Origin of the sequence: Streptomyces sp. NPDC001381, from assembly GCF_042895685.1 — a bacterium.
GTDB lineage: Bacteria > Actinomycetota > Actinomycetes > Streptomycetales > Streptomycetaceae > Streptomyces.
The window spans coordinates 42672-56834 of the sequence record NZ_JBIAWO010000010.1 but is presented as its reverse complement, the minus strand read 5'-3'; the positions used below and the strand labels follow the sequence as shown (position 1 = coordinate 56834).

At 74.7% G+C, this 14163-nt stretch carries 10 protein-coding genes; 7 read left to right on the top strand and 3 right to left on the bottom strand.

Annotation, left to right across the window (positions count from 1 at the left end):
* Positions 1 to 27: 27 nt before the first annotated feature.
* Positions 28 to 1869, top strand: a complete 1842-nt coding sequence (locus ACFY2L_RS32120) for an HSP90 family protein (protein ID WP_390661330.1) — start codon at positions 28 to 30, stop codon at positions 1867 to 1869.
* Positions 1869 to 4859 (top strand): tetratricopeptide repeat protein, encoded by a 2991-nt coding sequence (locus tag ACFY2L_RS32115; protein ID WP_390824114.1) that lies wholly within the window; start codon positions 1869 to 1871, stop codon positions 4857 to 4859. Before ACFY2L_RS32120 ends, ACFY2L_RS32115 begins: the two co-directional genes overlap by 1 nt.
* A 2-nt stretch (positions 4860 to 4861) precedes the next feature.
* Here ACFY2L_RS32115 and ACFY2L_RS32110 read toward each other — a convergent pair whose 3' ends face one another.
* A complete protein-coding gene (locus tag ACFY2L_RS32110) occupies positions 4862 to 6559 on the bottom strand; it encodes a DAK2 domain-containing protein (protein ID WP_390661332.1) in 1698 nt (565 codons plus the stop codon).
* 261 nt (positions 6560 to 6820) lie between these two features.
* Here ACFY2L_RS32110 and rpmB point away from each other — a divergent pair, with 261 nt between their 5' ends.
* The 3 genes from rpmB to ACFY2L_RS32095 all read left to right on the top strand — a co-directional run bounded on the left by rpmB (position 6821) and on the right by ACFY2L_RS32095 (position 11444).
* A complete protein-coding gene (gene rpmB, locus ACFY2L_RS32105) occupies positions 6821 to 7006 on the top strand; it encodes a 50S ribosomal protein L28 (protein WP_003993230.1) in 186 nt (61 codons plus the stop codon).
* A 149-nt stretch (positions 7007 to 7155) separates the two neighbouring features.
* Complete coding sequence (locus ACFY2L_RS32100; RefSeq protein ID WP_390824113.1) at positions 7156 to 10194, top strand: ATP-binding protein; 3039 nt, start codon at positions 7156 to 7158, stop codon at positions 10192 to 10194.
* Positions 10195 to 10229: 35 nt separating this feature from the next.
* The gene (locus ACFY2L_RS32095; protein ID WP_390824112.1) at positions 10230 to 11444 is read left to right on the top strand and encodes an FAD-dependent monooxygenase; all 1215 of its coding nucleotides are present in this window, start codon (positions 10230 to 10232) and stop codon (positions 11442 to 11444) included.
* Here the strand turns inward: ACFY2L_RS32095 and thiD are convergent.
* Both thiD and ACFY2L_RS32085 read right to left on the bottom strand, forming a co-directional pair.
* Entirely contained in the window at positions 11410 to 12219 is an 810-nt protein-coding gene (thiD, locus tag ACFY2L_RS32090) for a bifunctional hydroxymethylpyrimidine kinase/phosphomethylpyrimidine kinase (RefSeq protein ID WP_390661335.1), read from the bottom strand. The genes ACFY2L_RS32095 and thiD overlap by 35 nt on opposite strands.
* Positions 12216 to 13181, bottom strand: a complete 966-nt coding sequence (locus ACFY2L_RS32085; RefSeq protein ID WP_390661336.1) for a thiamine-phosphate kinase — start codon at positions 13179 to 13181, stop codon at positions 12216 to 12218. The genes thiD and ACFY2L_RS32085 overlap by 4 nt, the downstream gene beginning before the upstream one ends.
* A 242-nt stretch (positions 13182 to 13423) precedes the next feature.
* Between ACFY2L_RS32085 and ACFY2L_RS32080 the strand changes: the two genes are divergently transcribed.
* Positions 13424 to 13657, top strand: a complete 234-nt coding sequence (locus ACFY2L_RS32080; RefSeq protein WP_079659261.1) for an Lrp/AsnC family transcriptional regulator — start codon at positions 13424 to 13426, stop codon at positions 13655 to 13657.
* Positions 13658 to 13677: 20 nt separating this feature from the next.
* Positions 13678 to 14160: a DUF3515 domain-containing protein gene (locus ACFY2L_RS32075; protein ID WP_390824111.1), complete on the top strand. Its 483-nt coding sequence runs from the start codon at positions 13678 to 13680 to the stop codon at positions 14158 to 14160.
* The last annotated feature ends 3 nt before the right edge of the window (positions 14161 to 14163 follow it).

Below are 14163 nucleotides of genomic sequence, written 5' to 3'. Positions count from 1 at the left end.
TCATCCCCACTTCGCGGCGCTGCAGCGATGGACTCCCAGACCTCACAGTCATCCCAGGCATCACCGTCACCTCACACGTTCCAGGTCGACCTGCGTGGTCTGGTGGACCTGCTGTCCCATCACCTCTACTCCAGTCCCAAGGTCTACCTGCGGGAGCTGCTGCAGAACGCCGTGGACGCCATCACCGCCCGGCGGGCCGAGGAGCCCGGCGCCCCGGCGCGGGTGCGGCTGTACGCGGCGGACGGGGCGCTGCGGGTGGAGGACTCCGGCGTCGGGCTCACCGAGTCGGACGTGCACCGGCTCCTCGCGACCATCGGGCGCAGCTCCAAGCGGGCGGACGATCTGCGCGAGGCCCGGTCCGACTTCCTCGGGCAGTTCGGCATCGGGCTGCTGGCCTGTTTCGTGGTCGCCGAGCGGATCCGGGTGGTCAGCCGCAGCTCCCGTACGCCCGGTGAGCCCCCCGTGGAGTGGACGGCGCGCGAGGACGGTTCCTACACCGTGCGGACGCTGCCCCACGACGCGCGGCCCGAGCCGGGCACCACCGTGCATCTGGTGGCGCGGGCCGGTGCCGGGGAATGGCTCACCGAGGAGCGGGTGCTCGGGCTGGCGCGGGACTTCGGTTCGCTGCTGCCGTACGACGTGCGGGTGGGCGACGAGGCAGTCACCGATCTGCCGGCGCCCTGGGACCGGCCGTACCCCTCCCCCGCCAACCGGCGGGTGGCGCTGGCCCGGCACTGCCACCGGCTGTTCGGGTTCACGCCGTTGGACACGATCGAGCTGGACGTGCCGGCGGCGGGGGTCCGCGGGGTGGCGTACGTGCTGCCGGCGGCGGTGAGCCCGGCGCAGCGGGCCTCGCACCGGGTGCACCTGAAGGGCATGCTGCTGACCGAGCGGGCCGAACAGCTGCTGCCGGACTGGGCGTTCTTCGTGCGCTGCGTCCTGGACACCGACAGTCTGCGGCCCACGGCCTCGCGCGAGTCGCTGTACGAGGACGAGACGCTGGCCGCCGTCCGGGAGGCGCTGGGGGAACGGATCCGGGCCTGGCTGACCGGCCTCGCGGCCGGTGACCCGGAGCGGCTGTCGGCCTTCCTGGCCGTGCACCACCTGGGGGTGAAGTCGCTGGCGCGGCACGACCCGGAGATGCTGCGGACGATGCTGCCGTGGCTGCCGTTCGAGACGACCGACGGGCGGCTGTCGCTGGAGGAGTTCGCGCAGCGGCACCCGGTGGTGCACTTCACGCGGACCGTGGAGGAGTACCGGCAGGTCGCGCCGATCGCGTCCGCGCAGGGCGTCGGGGTGATCAACGGCGGCTACACGTACGACAGCGAGCTGGTCGAGGCGCTGCCGTCGGTGCGGCCCGGGACGGTGGTGGCCGAGCTGGACGCGGACACCGTGACGGCTCATCTGGACGCCGTGGACCCGGCGGAGGAGCTGGCGCTGTCGGGGTTCCTGGCGGCCGCGCGGGCGAAGCTCGACCCCCTGGGCTGTGACGTCGTGCTGCGTGCCTTCCATCCGCTGTCGGTGCCCGCGCTGCACCTGGACGACCGTGCGGCGCGGCACGAGCAGGCGCGGGCGGAGGCCGAGGCGCAGGCCGACGATCTGTGGGCGGGCATCCTGGGCTCGCTGCGCGGCGGTGCCCCGCGCGCGCGGCTGGTGCTGAACCATCTCAACCCGCTGATCCGCAGGATCGGTTCGCTGCGTGAGGCGGAACTGATCGGCACCGCGACGGAGTCCCTGTACGGGCAGGCGCTGCTGATGGCGCAACGGCCGTTGCGGCCCGCGGACTCGGCGCTGCTGAACCGGGCGTTCATCGGCCTTCTGGAGTGGGCCACGCACGGGGAGGACGCACACCGGGAGGACGACCAGTGATGAGTGAGATCAGGGACTTCGACTCCCTCCGCCGTGCGATGGCGGAGAACGGCGAGCGGCCGGAGGGTCCGGCGCGCAACGCGCGCGCGGAGCAGTTGCTGGCGGAGGCCGAGAAGCTGAACATCCCGCTCGCCGTGATCGAGGCGCTCGGGCACCAGCTGAAGGTCTACAACTACAGCTCCGAGAAGGACAAGATGTTCGTCCCGTTCGCGCGGCTGCTGCGCATGTGGGACGAGCGGCCCGGCGACTTCGACGAGTACGAGACGCACTCGCTGCACTGGGTCTTCAAGTGGATGTCGGCGGGCATGCTCGACCAGCCGCACGTGCCGCTGGCGTCGGTGGAGAAGTGGCTGGGCGAGATGGAGCACCGCTACCGGCTCGCCGGGCACTCCGAGCGCGCGGTGCGCAGTGCCGAGTTCAGCGTGGCCGCGCATGTCGGGGACGTTCCGCGCGCGGAGCGGGCGTTCGCCGCCTGGATGGCCGCGGACCGGGACGCGATGGCCGACTGTCACGCGTGCGAACTGCACGGTCAGGGCTGGTGGCGGGCGGAGCAGGGCCGGGACGAGGAGGCGCTGCGGCTGTGGGCGCCGGTCCTGGAGGGCGAGTACACGTGCGCGCACGAGCCGCATACGGTGCTCGCGTCGTCCCTGGTGCCGCTGCTGCGGCTGGGCCGCGTGGACGAGGCGCGCGCCCACCATCTGCGGGGCTTCCGGCTGGTGCGGTCCATGGAGAGCATGCGGGGGGCGTACGCCGACCACGTGGAGTTCTGCGCGCTGACCGGCAACGAGGCGCGGGGCCTGGAGCTGCTCGCGGAGCGGCCGGCCTACTTCACCGACGAGGGGCATCCGCGCAGCAAGCTGGAGTTCCTGAGTGTCGTGGCGCTGCTCATGGGGCGGCTGTCGGAGCGGGGTCTGGGCGGTCAGCCGGTGCCCGGTCCCGCGGGGCGGGAGTGGACGGCCGACGGACTCGCCGCGCACGCCCGCGCGGAGGCTCTGGCGCTGGCCGCGCGGTTCGACGAGCGCAACGGCACGGCGCACGTCGGCGAGCGGGCACGCGCGCGTATGGAGCAGCGTCCGCTGGTGGAGCGGCTGCCGCTGGGGGTGCGGGCGGCACGGCCGGTCCGGGCCGCGGTGGTCGCGCCGCCCCCGGTCCCCGAGGCGCGGGACGCCGAGGAGACCCGGGAGGCCGGCGGGGCCGGTCTGGACGCCCTGCTCGCCGAGGCGCGGCGGTTGTCGGACACCCTGCGGCCGGACGCCGTGGAGGCGTGGGCGGCGGTCGCGCGGGCGGCCGGGAGCGTCGAGGGGGTGGAGCTGGACGCCCGCGACCGTGCGGAGATCGCCGAGCACGAGGCGCTCGCGCTCGGACCGGAGGGCGCGGAGACGTTCGAGCGGGCCGCGGAGCTGTACGTGGAGGCGGGCGACCCCGGGGAGGCGCTGGCGGCCCGCGCGCGGGGGGCGTACGTGCGCGTGCTCGCCGGGGGCGACGTCGAGGAGGCGCTGGCGGCCGTCGCCGGCCCGTACGACGACGTCCTCGCGCTGTACGCCGACGGCGGCACCCAGGTGCGGCAGGCGGCGGGCGTGCTGATGGCACGGGCGCGGATCCTGATGCGGCGCGTCCACGAGGCGGACGGGCCGGTCGCGGAAACGGTTCTGGCGGAGGCGGAGGCCGCCGTACGGGAGCTGCTGGCGCTGGTCGACGGGCGGACCGAGGACGACGTACGGCTCACCGCGCGGGTCGCCGAGGGGCACGCGATGCTCGGGGAGCTCGCCACGCGGTCCGGGGACGTGGAGACCGGCGCGGAGATGTTCGCGCGGGCCGCGGCCGGGTTCACCGGGGCGGGCCTGCCGTGGTTCGCCGTGGAGTACGAGGCCCGGCTGGCCGGTCTCGCGCACCATCTGGGCGACATGGCGGAGGCGGAGCGGGCGCTGCGGGCGGCCCTGGAGCACGGCGGACCCTTTCTGGAGCCGGTCGGGCGGGCTCAGCTCTACCTTCAGCTCGCCGAGGTGGTCGGGGGCCGGGGGCAGGCCGAGGAGGCCGCCGAGCACGCGCTGGAGTCGGCGCACTGGGCCGACGAGGCGGGCGAGGGTCCGACGCTCGGCGCCTGGGCGCGCCACCAGCTCGGCGGGTACCTGGTCCGGCTGGGCCGCTGGGCCGAGGCCGCGGAGGTGCTGGAGTCGGCGCTGGCCGATCTGCGGGCCGAGACGCACGGCGACGGGGCGGTGGTCCAGACGCAGTGGTGGCTGGGCGACTGCCTGAGCGAGCTGGGTGAGCACCGGGACGCCGCCGAGCGGCGGCTGCAGGCCGCCGAGATCGCCCGGCACTGGCCCGAGCAGCACGACCACGCGACCCTCGCCCACCTGGCCGCCGAGTCCCTCGGCCACGCGGGACTGCACGACGAGGCGGACCAGGCGTACGCGCGCGCGGGTGAGTTGTGGCGTGAGCTGGGCAATGTGCACGGTCTCGTCCGCTCGCTGCGCGCCCGCGCGTGGCTGGCGCTGCGCACGGAGGACGGCACGGAGGGGGCGCGGGCGCTGATGACCGGCGCCGTGGAGGAGTGCGCGGACGCGCTCGCCGTGGCGGACGAGGAGGAGGAGCGGCTCCGGCTGGTCGCCGAACTCGGCCACACGCACCGCCAGTTCGGCGACCTGCTCGCCCGTTCGGCGGCCGAGGACGCGGACGACGACTCGATCAGGGACGCCCTGGAGGAGGCGCTGTCGCAGATGGCGGAGGCGGTCGCGGTGTTCGTCGCCCTGGACGACGACGCCCTGCACGCCCGCACCGGCGCCGAGCTGGCCGCGGGCTGGCTGGAGACCGACCTGGGGCGCCCGGCGGAGGCGGCGGCACGCGCGCGTGCGGTGCTGGGGGCCTACCCGGACGGGGCCGGCGCGGGTGCCGGGGACGGTGCGGACGGCGGGGATGCCGAGACGGTCCGGGCCCGGCGGGCGGAGGCGGAGCAGTTGCTGCAGGTGGCGGAGGAGACCGCCGAGTAGGGCTACTCCACCCCGATCAGCAGCAGTGCCCCCTGGCGTCCGCCCCGGTACACCACCGTGTCGACGGCGAGGTACGCCTCCCGCACCCGTGCCTCCAGGTGCTCGGCGATCCCCTCGGGGGCGTCGTCGCCGAGCACGAGGGTGACGAGTTCGCCGCCCGCCGACAGCATGCGGTCCAGGACGGTCTCGGCGGTGACGGTGACGTCGGCGCCGATGACGGCGACGTCGCCGTCGATGAGCCCGAGGACGTCGCCGGCCTGGCAGATGCCGGCCATGGTCCACGACTGGCGCTCGGCGACGGCGACCTCGGCGTAGCGGGTCGCGCCGGCCGCCGAGGTCATGGAGACGACGTCCTCGTCGAAGCGGCGGTCCGGCTCGTGCACGGCGAGCGCGGCGATGCCCTGGACGGCGGACCGGGTCGGGATGAGGGCCACCCGGATGCCTTCCGTGCGGGCCTGTTCGGCGGCCGCGGCCGCCGTGTGGCGCAGGTCGGCGTCGTTGGGCAGCAGGACGACCTCGCGCGCGTGGGCCCGCCGTACGGCTTCGACGAGCTCCCCGCTGGCGGGCGGCTCGCCGGGGCGGGCCAGGACCGTGGTCGCGCCGGCCTCGGTGTACAGCCCGGCCAGTCCCTCGCCGGGCACGACGGCGACGACGGCCCGCTGGACGCGCTCGCGGACGGGGCGCTCGCCCCCGCGCGTGTGCGCGTCGCCCGCGCCGAAGTGGGTGATGCGGATCCGGTACGGCCGGCCTGCCTCGACGCCCGCCTCGACGGCGGCGCCCGCGTCGTCCACGTGCACGTGGACGTTCCACAGGCCGTCGCCGCCGACCACGACGAGCGAGTCCCCCAGGTCGTCCAGCCGCTGCCGCAGGCGGGCCACGGCCGCGTCCTCGGCCTCCAGGAGATAGATCACCTCGAAGGCGGGGCCGCCCTCCCCGTCGGGGGCGTCGGCGCAGTCCTCGGCGCTCTCCGTCCGGAAGGCCTCCACGCGTGCGTGCACCCCCGTCCCCGCCGCGGCGAGGGCACCGGAGAGCGCCGGCGTCTCCCCCGTGAACGTCTCCACCAGGGCCGCGAGGACCGCGACCAGGCCCCGCCCGCCCGCGTCGACCACTCCGGCGCGCTCCAGGACGGCCAGCTGGGCCGGAGTCGCGGCCAGCGCCGCGCACGCCCCGCGGTAGGCGGCGCGGGCGACCGTCCCGCAGTCCCCCTCGGCCTCCTCGGCCGCGGCGGCGGCGGCCGAGGCGACGGACAGGACGGTGCCCTCGACGGGGTGGGCGACGGCCTGGCGGGCCGAGTCGGCGGCGTGCCGCAGGGCCAGCCGCAGCCCGTCGCCGTCGGTGTGCGGGGCCTCGCCCTCGGCGGCGAGGATCTGGGCCATGCCGCGCAGGAGCTGGGCGAGGATCGTCCCCGAGTTCCCGCGCGCCCCTATGAGGGCTCCGTGCGCCATCGCGTGCGCGGCGTCGGCGAGGGAGGGGCTGCGCACCGCCGACGGACCGGCCCGGTACCCGGCGAACACGGCCTCGACGGCGGTCGCGGCGGACTCGACGGTCAGATAGAGGTTGGTGCCCGTGTCCCCGTCCGCGACGGGGTACACGTTGATCGCGTCGATCTCCTCGCGCGCCCGGCCCAGCGCCGTGAGCGCGAGCCCGCACCAGGTGCGCACCGCGAGAGCATCGAAGAATGTCTGCGGCACCTGCGCCACCTGCGCCTCCTCGGACTCCTGGAATGGACGCAGCGTAGACCCCGGGCCGGGGTCCACCGGAAAGCGGGCTGATGGGGGCCGTGGGCGGGAGGTGTGCGCCGCCATGGTAGTTTCGTTCTACTGGCGCAGTCGTTGTATGCTGCTCCGGTTGCCCGATGCAGATCGGGCTCTTCCCCCTGGCACCGCCACTCAGATCCTACGATCCTGATCCCGGCATGCCGGGATCAACCGTAAGTGCATCTGAAGTCTTTGGAGTGACCCGTGGCTGCCAACTGCGACGTCTGCGGCAAGGGGCCGGGCTTCGGCAACAACATCTCGCACTCGCACCGCCGTACGTCCCGCCGCTGGAACCCGAACATCCAGCGTGTGCGTACCGTGGTCGGCGGGACGCCGAAGCGCGTGAACGCTTGCACCTCGTGCATCAAGGCCGGCAAGGTCTCGCGCTGACGCACATCCCCCACCTCTCGGCTCCGTTCGAGGCGGGGGGACGCACCTCGTGCGCGGCCATGCTGGTTCGCCGCATCTAGCCGATCCACCTCGTGTGGGTCGGCTTTTTGCTGTGCCCGGCACCGGCCCGGCCTGGCAGACTGCGGCCCATGCGCTTCGGGATCCTGGGCTCCTTGGACCTCCGTACCGATGACGGCACCCCCCTCGATCCCGGCGGTCCCCGCCCCCGCGCCCTGCTCACACTCCTGCTGCTCGACGCGGGCCGCAGCGTCTCCCTCGAACGGCTGACCGACGGCCTGTACGGCGCCGAGCCGCCGGCCGGGGCCGCCAACGCGCTCCAGTCCCAGGTCTCCCGGCTGCGCCGCCGGCTGGCCCCGCACGCCGGGATAGAGGCCACTCCCGCCGGCTACCGGGTCACCGCCCCGCCGGACGCCGTCGACGTCCACCGCTTCGAGCGGCTGGCGGCGCGGGGACGGACCGCTCTCGCCGCGGGGGACCCCGCGCGGGCCGCCGCCCGGCTGCGGGAGGCCCTCGCGCTCTGGCGCGGCCCGGCGCTGCCCGACCTGCCGGACGCGCACGCCGAGCGCGCCCGGCTGGACGCGCTGCGGCTGGCCGCCGTACAGGACCGGGTCGAGGCGGACCTCGCGCTCGGTGGCGGGCCGGAGCTGGTGCCCGAGCTGCGCGGCCTGCTGGCGGCCAATCCGCTCAGCGAGCGGCTGTACGGGCAGCTGATGCGGGCGCTGCACGCGGGCGGGCGGCCCGCCGAGGCGCTCACCGTGTACGAGGAGGCCCGGCGCACCCTCGCCGACGAGCTGGGCGCCGACCCCTCAGCCGAGCTCGCCGCGCTCCACCTGGAGCTGCTTCAGGGCGGCGGCCCGGCGCGGCCCGCGCTGCCGGTGCAGCTCACCCGGTTCGTGGGGCGGGAGGCCGAGCTCGCCCGGATCCTCGAGGCCCTGTCCGAGACCCGGCTCGTCACGCTCACCGGACCGGGCGGCGCGGGAAAGACCCGGCTGGCGATCGAGGCGGCACGCGCGCGTACCGAGCCCTCCGGCCACGGCGCGGCACGCACCCGCGTGGACGTGTGTTTCGTCGAGCTGGCCCCGCTCACCGAGGGGGCCCGGATCCCGTACGCCGTCCTCGCGGCGCTCGGCGTGCGCGAGGGGTTCCGTACGCCCGCCGGGGACGCGACGGACCGGCTGCTGGCCGCGCTGGAGGAGCGGGAGGTCCTGCTGGTCCTCGACAACTGCGAGCACCTGGTGGAGGACACGGCCCGGCTGTCGGCGCTGCTGCTCGCGGGCTGTCCCGGGGTGCGTGTGCTGGCGACCAGCCGGGAGTCCCTCGGGATCACCGGCGAGGTCCTGGTACCGGTGCCGCCGCTGCCGCCGGATCCCGCCGTACGGCTCTTCGTGGACCGCGCGCGGGCCGTGCGGCCCGGATTCGAGGGGCACGCACGCGTGGCCGGCATCTGCGCGGCCCTCGACGGGCTGCCGCTGGCGATCGAGCTGGCGGCGGCCCGGCTGCGCACCCTGACCCCCGGGGAACTGGCCGACCGCCTCGACGACCGCTTCCGGCTGCTCTCCCGGGGCGACCGTTCCAAGGCGCCGCGGCACCGCACCCTGCGCGCGGTCGTGGAGTGGAGCTGGGACCTGCTGGACGAGGAGGAGCGGGAGCTGGCGCGGCGGCTGTCGGTGTTCTCCGGGGGCGCCACACTGGAGGCGGTGGAGGCGGTGTGCGGGCTGCCGTACCCGGAGGACGTGCTGGCCTCCCTGGTCGAGAAGTCGTTCCTGGAGGTCTCCGAGGGCCGCTACCGCATGCTGGAGACGATCCGCGCCTTCGCGGCCGGGGAGCGCACCTGTGAGGCGGACCTGCGGGACGCGCACGCCGGCTACTTCGTGCGCCTCGCCGAGCGCGCCGAACCGTATCTGCGCGGCGGGGAGCAGCTGCCCTGGCTGGCCCTGCTGGACGCCGAGCACGCCGATCTGGACGCCGCCCTGGACCACCTGACCGGCACCGACCCCGCCGCCGCGCTGCGGCTGATGGCGGCGCTGACCTGGTTCCGGCGGCTGCGCGGCCTGCACGGCGAGCAGGTGCCGCAGGCCCGTGCGCTGCTCGCGGCCGTGGGCGACGAGCCGCCCGAGGGGCTCGCCGAGGAATACGCGCTGTGCCTGATGAACACCGTCACCGGACGGGGCGACGACCCCGCGGAGGCCGGACGCGTCACGCGCGCGGCGGCCGTGATGACGTCCCTGGCGGGGCCGTTGCGGCTGCCGTTCACGATGGTGCTGTGGTCGCTGACCGGCGGGCCGCTGTCGACGTCCCTCGACGACCAGGTGCGGGTGCAGCTCGGGGACGGGGCCTGGCGGCGCGCGCTGCTCGACCTCGGCACCGCCTACCAGTGCCAGTTCGCGGGCGACGCGCTCGCCTCCGAGGCCTCCTTCGTCCGGGCGCTGGCCGGCTTCCGGGAGACGGGCGACCGCTGGGGCATGGCCAACTGCCTCGATCCGCTGGGCATGTACGCGGGCCGGCGCGGGGAGTACCCGCGCGCCCTGGAACTGATCGACGAGGGCCTGACGTACGTCCGTGAGCTGCGGGCGCCGGAGGAGACCGCGGACCTGCTGCGCACGCGCGGTTTCGTCCTGCTGCACCGGGGCGACACCGAGGAGGCCGCCGCCCACTTCACGCGCTCCGCCGCCCTCGCCCGCACGGCGGGGGCCTCCGACAAGGTGGCGGCCGCCCGGCGCGGGCTCGGTGACACCGCCCGGCTGTCCGGGGACACCGCGCACGCGCGCGTGCGGTACGAGAGCGCCCTGGAGGCGTGCGCGGCGAACTGGTTCAGCCTCGGCGAGAGCGTCCTCATCCTGGTCGGGCTGGGCCGTACGGCGGCCGCCGAGGGGGACGTCGGGCAGGCCCGCGAGTGGTTCGCCCAGGCCCTCGCCCTCACCGGCGGATCGCCCGGCCCCGAGGCCCTGGCGGCCGTGGCCGAGGCGCTCGCCTCGGTGGCCGCGCCGGCGGAGCGGGCGGCCGAACTGCTGGGCGCGGCGGCGGCCCTGCGGGGCGTGCGCGCCGGGGGCGACCCCGACGTCGTACGGACCGAGCGGACGGTGCGCGCGCTGCTGTCCCCTCAGGTCTACGACCAGGCCTTCGACCGGGGGCGCGGCCTGCGGTCAGCGGCCGTCAGCGAACGGTAGGAGGACGGTCAGCGGCCCCGCCGAGGCTGCCGTGCATGACGAACGAGACGAACGACCTCAGCCATCTGACCGTCCTGATCTCCGGCGCCAGCGTCGCCGGCCCGGCGCTCGCGCTGAACCTCGCCCGGTACGGCGCCCGCGTCACGGTGGTCGAGAAGGCGCCCGCCCTGCGCGGGGGCGGCTTCGCCGTCGACTTCCGGGGGCACGTCCACCGCGGGGTCCTCACGGACATGGGCATCTGGGACGAGATCCACGCCCGCCAGACCCACATGGGCCGCCAGACCGTCGTCGGCGCGGACGGCAGCCCGCGGGTGGACCTGCCCGCCGAGATGATGAGCGGGGACGTGGAGCTCTTCCGCGGCGAGCTCGCACGGATCATGTACGAGCGGACGAGGGACCGCGTCGAGTACGTCTTCGGCGACTCGGTCGCCTCGCTCACCGAGGACGCGGACGGCGTCGACGTGACCTTCGACAAGGGGGCGCCCCGCCGCTTCGGCCTCGTCGTCGGCGCCGACGGACTGCACTCCCTCACCCGCCGCCTCGTCTTCGGCGACGAGTCCCGCTACCTGCGCTTCTTCGACCACTACGTGGCGGGCTTCGCGGTCCCCAACCATCTGGGCCTGGACCGCACCGGCCGGATCTACAGCGAGCCCGGCCGCGCGGTGGCCGTCGGCAACTACGACGGCGACCCGGACCGCGCGGGGGCGATGCTGGTCTTCCGGTCCGAGCGGCTGTCGTACGACCGCCACGACATCGCCGCGCAGAAGCGGATCCTCAGGGAGCGTTTCGCGGGGATGGGCTGGGAGACGCCGCACGTCCTCGAGGCCCTCGAGGAGACCGACGACCTGTACTTCGACGCGATCGCGCAGATCCACGTCGACCGGCTCACCAAGGGCCGGGTGGCGCTGCTCGGGGACGCCGGGTACGGGGCGACCATGGGCGGCATGGGGACGGGCGTGGCGGTCGTCGGCGCGTACGTCCTCGCCGGTGAACTGGCGCTGGCGGGCGGCGACCACCGGACCGCGTTCGCCGAGTACGAGACCCGGATCCGGTCCTTCGCCAAGGGCTGTCAGAAGATCTCCGGCAACGCGGGTCCGTTCTTCGCCCCGGCGACCGAGCGCCGCATCCGCAGCCGGGACCGGATGTACCGGCTGCTCGGTTCGCGCCTGCTGGCGGGCTTCTTCAGGAAGCTCACCGAGAAGGCGGCGACCGACATCAGGCTGAGGGCCTACCCGCCCGCCCGGGGCTGAGGTCCCAGCCGTGGTCCACGGGGCCGATCCCGCCGCCGAGCGCGAAGCCGGCGGCGATCGCCCCGGTGACGTACCGCTTGGCCGCCTTCACGGCCTCCGGCACGGACCGCCCGTGCGCGAGCTGCGACGCGATCGCGGAGGCGAGGGTGCAGCCCGTGCCGTGCGTGTGCCGGTTGTCGTGCCGCGGCGCGCGCAGCCAGTGCTCCTCGGTCCCGTCCGTCAGCAAGTCGACCGCGTCACCGGGGAGATGGCCGCCCTTGATGAGCACCCAGCGCGGTCCGTAGGCCAGGACGGCTGCCGCCGCGTCCCGCAACTGGTCCTCCGACTCGACCTGCACGCCGGTGAGTTGGGCGACCTCGTCGAGGTTCGGGGTGGCGACGGTCGCGGCCGGGAGCAGTCCGGTGCGGACGGAGTCCAGCGCGGAGGCGGCCAGCAGCGGGTCGCCGTGCTTGGAGACGCCCACCGGGTCCACGACGGCCGGGGCGTCCGTGCCGGCGATCAACTCGGCCACGGTGTCGACGAGTCCGGCGGAGGAGAGCATGCCGGTCTTCACGGCCCGTACGCCGATGTCGTCCACGACGCTGCGGTACTGGGCCCGCACCGCCTCCGCCGGCAGTTCCCAAACCCCCTGCACGCCGCGGGAGTTCTGTGCGGTGACCGCCGTGACGACGCTCATGCCGTGCACGCCGAGCGCCAGCATCGTCTTCAGGTCGGCCTGGATGCCCGCGCCCCCGCCGGAGTCGGAGCCGGCGACCGTCAGCACGGCGGGCTTCACGACTCCATGTCCCCGAAGTGGTCCCAGCCGCCCTGCCGGGTCCAGGGCGCCCCGTCGACGGTCACCTGGGGCAGCGCGGACGGGTTGAGGACCTCGCCGATCACCTTCCAGCGGGCGGGCAGCTTCACGTCGGGCGGGAAGGTGGCCACGATCGCGTGGTCCTCTCCCCCGGTCAGCACCCACTGGATGGGGTCGACGCCGACGGCCTGCCCGATGTCGTTCATCTGGGTGGGGATGTCTATGGCGCCCGAGCGGATGTCGATACGGACCTTGCTGGCCTCGGCGATGTGCCCGAGGTCGGCGATGAGCCCGTCACTGACGTCGCACATCGCGGTGGCGCCGAGCGCGGCGGCGGCCGGGCCCGCGTGGTACGGCGGCTCGGGGCGGCGGTGGGCCTCGACGAAGGCGCGGGGGGAACGGAAGCCCCGGGAGAGGACCGCGTACCCGGCGGCGGACCAGCCGAGCCAGCCGGTCACGGCGACGAGGTCGCCGGGCTGGGCACCGCCCCGGGTGATCGGCTCCTGGTTGCGCAGATCGCCGAGCGCGGTGATCGACACCATGATCGTGTCGCCGCGTACGACGTCGCCTCCGACCACGGAGGCACCGGCGACCTGGCACTCGTCACGCAGTCCGTCCATCAGCTCGCTCGCCCAGGTCACCGGCAGTTCGGCGGGCACGACGAGGCCGAGCAGCAGGGCGGTCGGCACCGCGCCCATGGCGGCGATGTCGGCGAGGTTCTGGGCGGCGGCCTTGCGGCCGACGTCGTAGGCGGTGGACCAGTCGCGGCGGAAGTGCCGGCCCTCGAGCAGGATGTCGGTGCTGGCCACGACCCGGCGGTCGGGCGCGGCCACCACCGCGGCGTCGTCGCCGGGGCCGACCCGCACCGCCGAGGTGGTGGTGAGACGGGAGGTGAGCTCCCTGATGAGCCCGAACTCCCCGAGCTCACCAACAGTGCCCTTCATTGCCCTTTCGCCCCTTCTGTACCTGTCCGTGCCCGGTCGCGCAGCACCAGTGTCCTCGATACGGTCGAAGGGGCCGACACGGCCCACCCGACCCGGACGGTCGACGTGACCGTCAACCTCTGCCATCCCTGCACCCCGGCACGGGGGCCGCGCTCCCCGCAGGTCTCCCCGCGGCGCGCGGCGACGCGATACCGTGGCGTTCCTTTTCCCCACATGATCCTCGTGGCCGCCCTGGAGGTTCCGTGGTACAGGCGTACATCCTGATCCAGACGGAGGTCGGCAAAGCGTCGACCGTCGCCGAGGAGATCAGCAAGATTCCTGGCGTGGTCCAGGCCGAGGACGTGACGGGACCGTACGACGTGATCGTGCGGGCCCAGGCCGACACGGTGGACGACCTCGGCCGGATGGTGGTCGCCAAGGTCCAGCAGGTGGACGGGATCACCCGTACCCTGACCTGCCCGGTCGTGCATCTGTAGCCCCCGTCTACCCTTGGCCGGTGAACCTTTTCCGTCACCGGCTCAGTGGTCTGCCCGCCCTCGCCCTGCTGTGTGCCGCCGCGGGCTGCTCCTCCGCAGACGACAGCACGTCCGCGGCGGTTCCCCGTCCCGCGACCGAGGTCGCGAAACTGTGCGGGAACCTGGACGAGGCACTGCCGTCGAAGGTGGACGGCCAAGACCGCCGGGATCCCGAGCCCGCCTCCGCGCTGACCTCGGGCTGGGGGAACCCGGCGATCATACTGCGCTGCGGTGTGGAGCGGCCCGCGAAGATGAGTGACGCGGAGGCCGACGGGGTCGAGGTGAACGGGGTGGGCTGGCTGCTGGAGAAGCAGGAGAACGGATCATTCCGCTTCACCAGCACGCTGCGCAGGGCGTACGTCGAGGTCACCATCCCCGAGGCCCGTACGGGGAACGGGATGGCCCCCCTCGTGGACCTGGCCCCCGCGGTCAGTAAGGCGATCCCCGAGGGGATCGCCGACTGACGT

Bases quoted from the DNA above. Each gene is read 5' to 3' on its own strand.
- ACFY2L_RS32085 (WP_390661336.1), bottom strand. From the start codon at position 13,181: ATGAAGGGCACTGTTGGTGAGCTCGGGGAGTTCGGGCTCATCAGGGAG.
- ACFY2L_RS32095 (WP_390824112.1), top strand. From the start codon at position 10,230: ATGACGAACGAGACGAACGACCTCAGCCATCTGACCGTCCTGATCTCC.
- ACFY2L_RS32115 (WP_390824114.1), top strand. From the start codon at position 1,869: ATGAGTGAGATCAGGGACTTCGACTCCCTCCGCCGTGCGATGGCGGAG.
- ACFY2L_RS32120 (WP_390661330.1), top strand. From the start codon at position 28: ATGGACTCCCAGACCTCACAGTCATCCCAGGCATCACCGTCACCTCAC.
- ACFY2L_RS32100 (WP_390824113.1), top strand. From the start codon at position 7,156: ATGCGCTTCGGGATCCTGGGCTCCTTGGACCTCCGTACCGATGACGGC.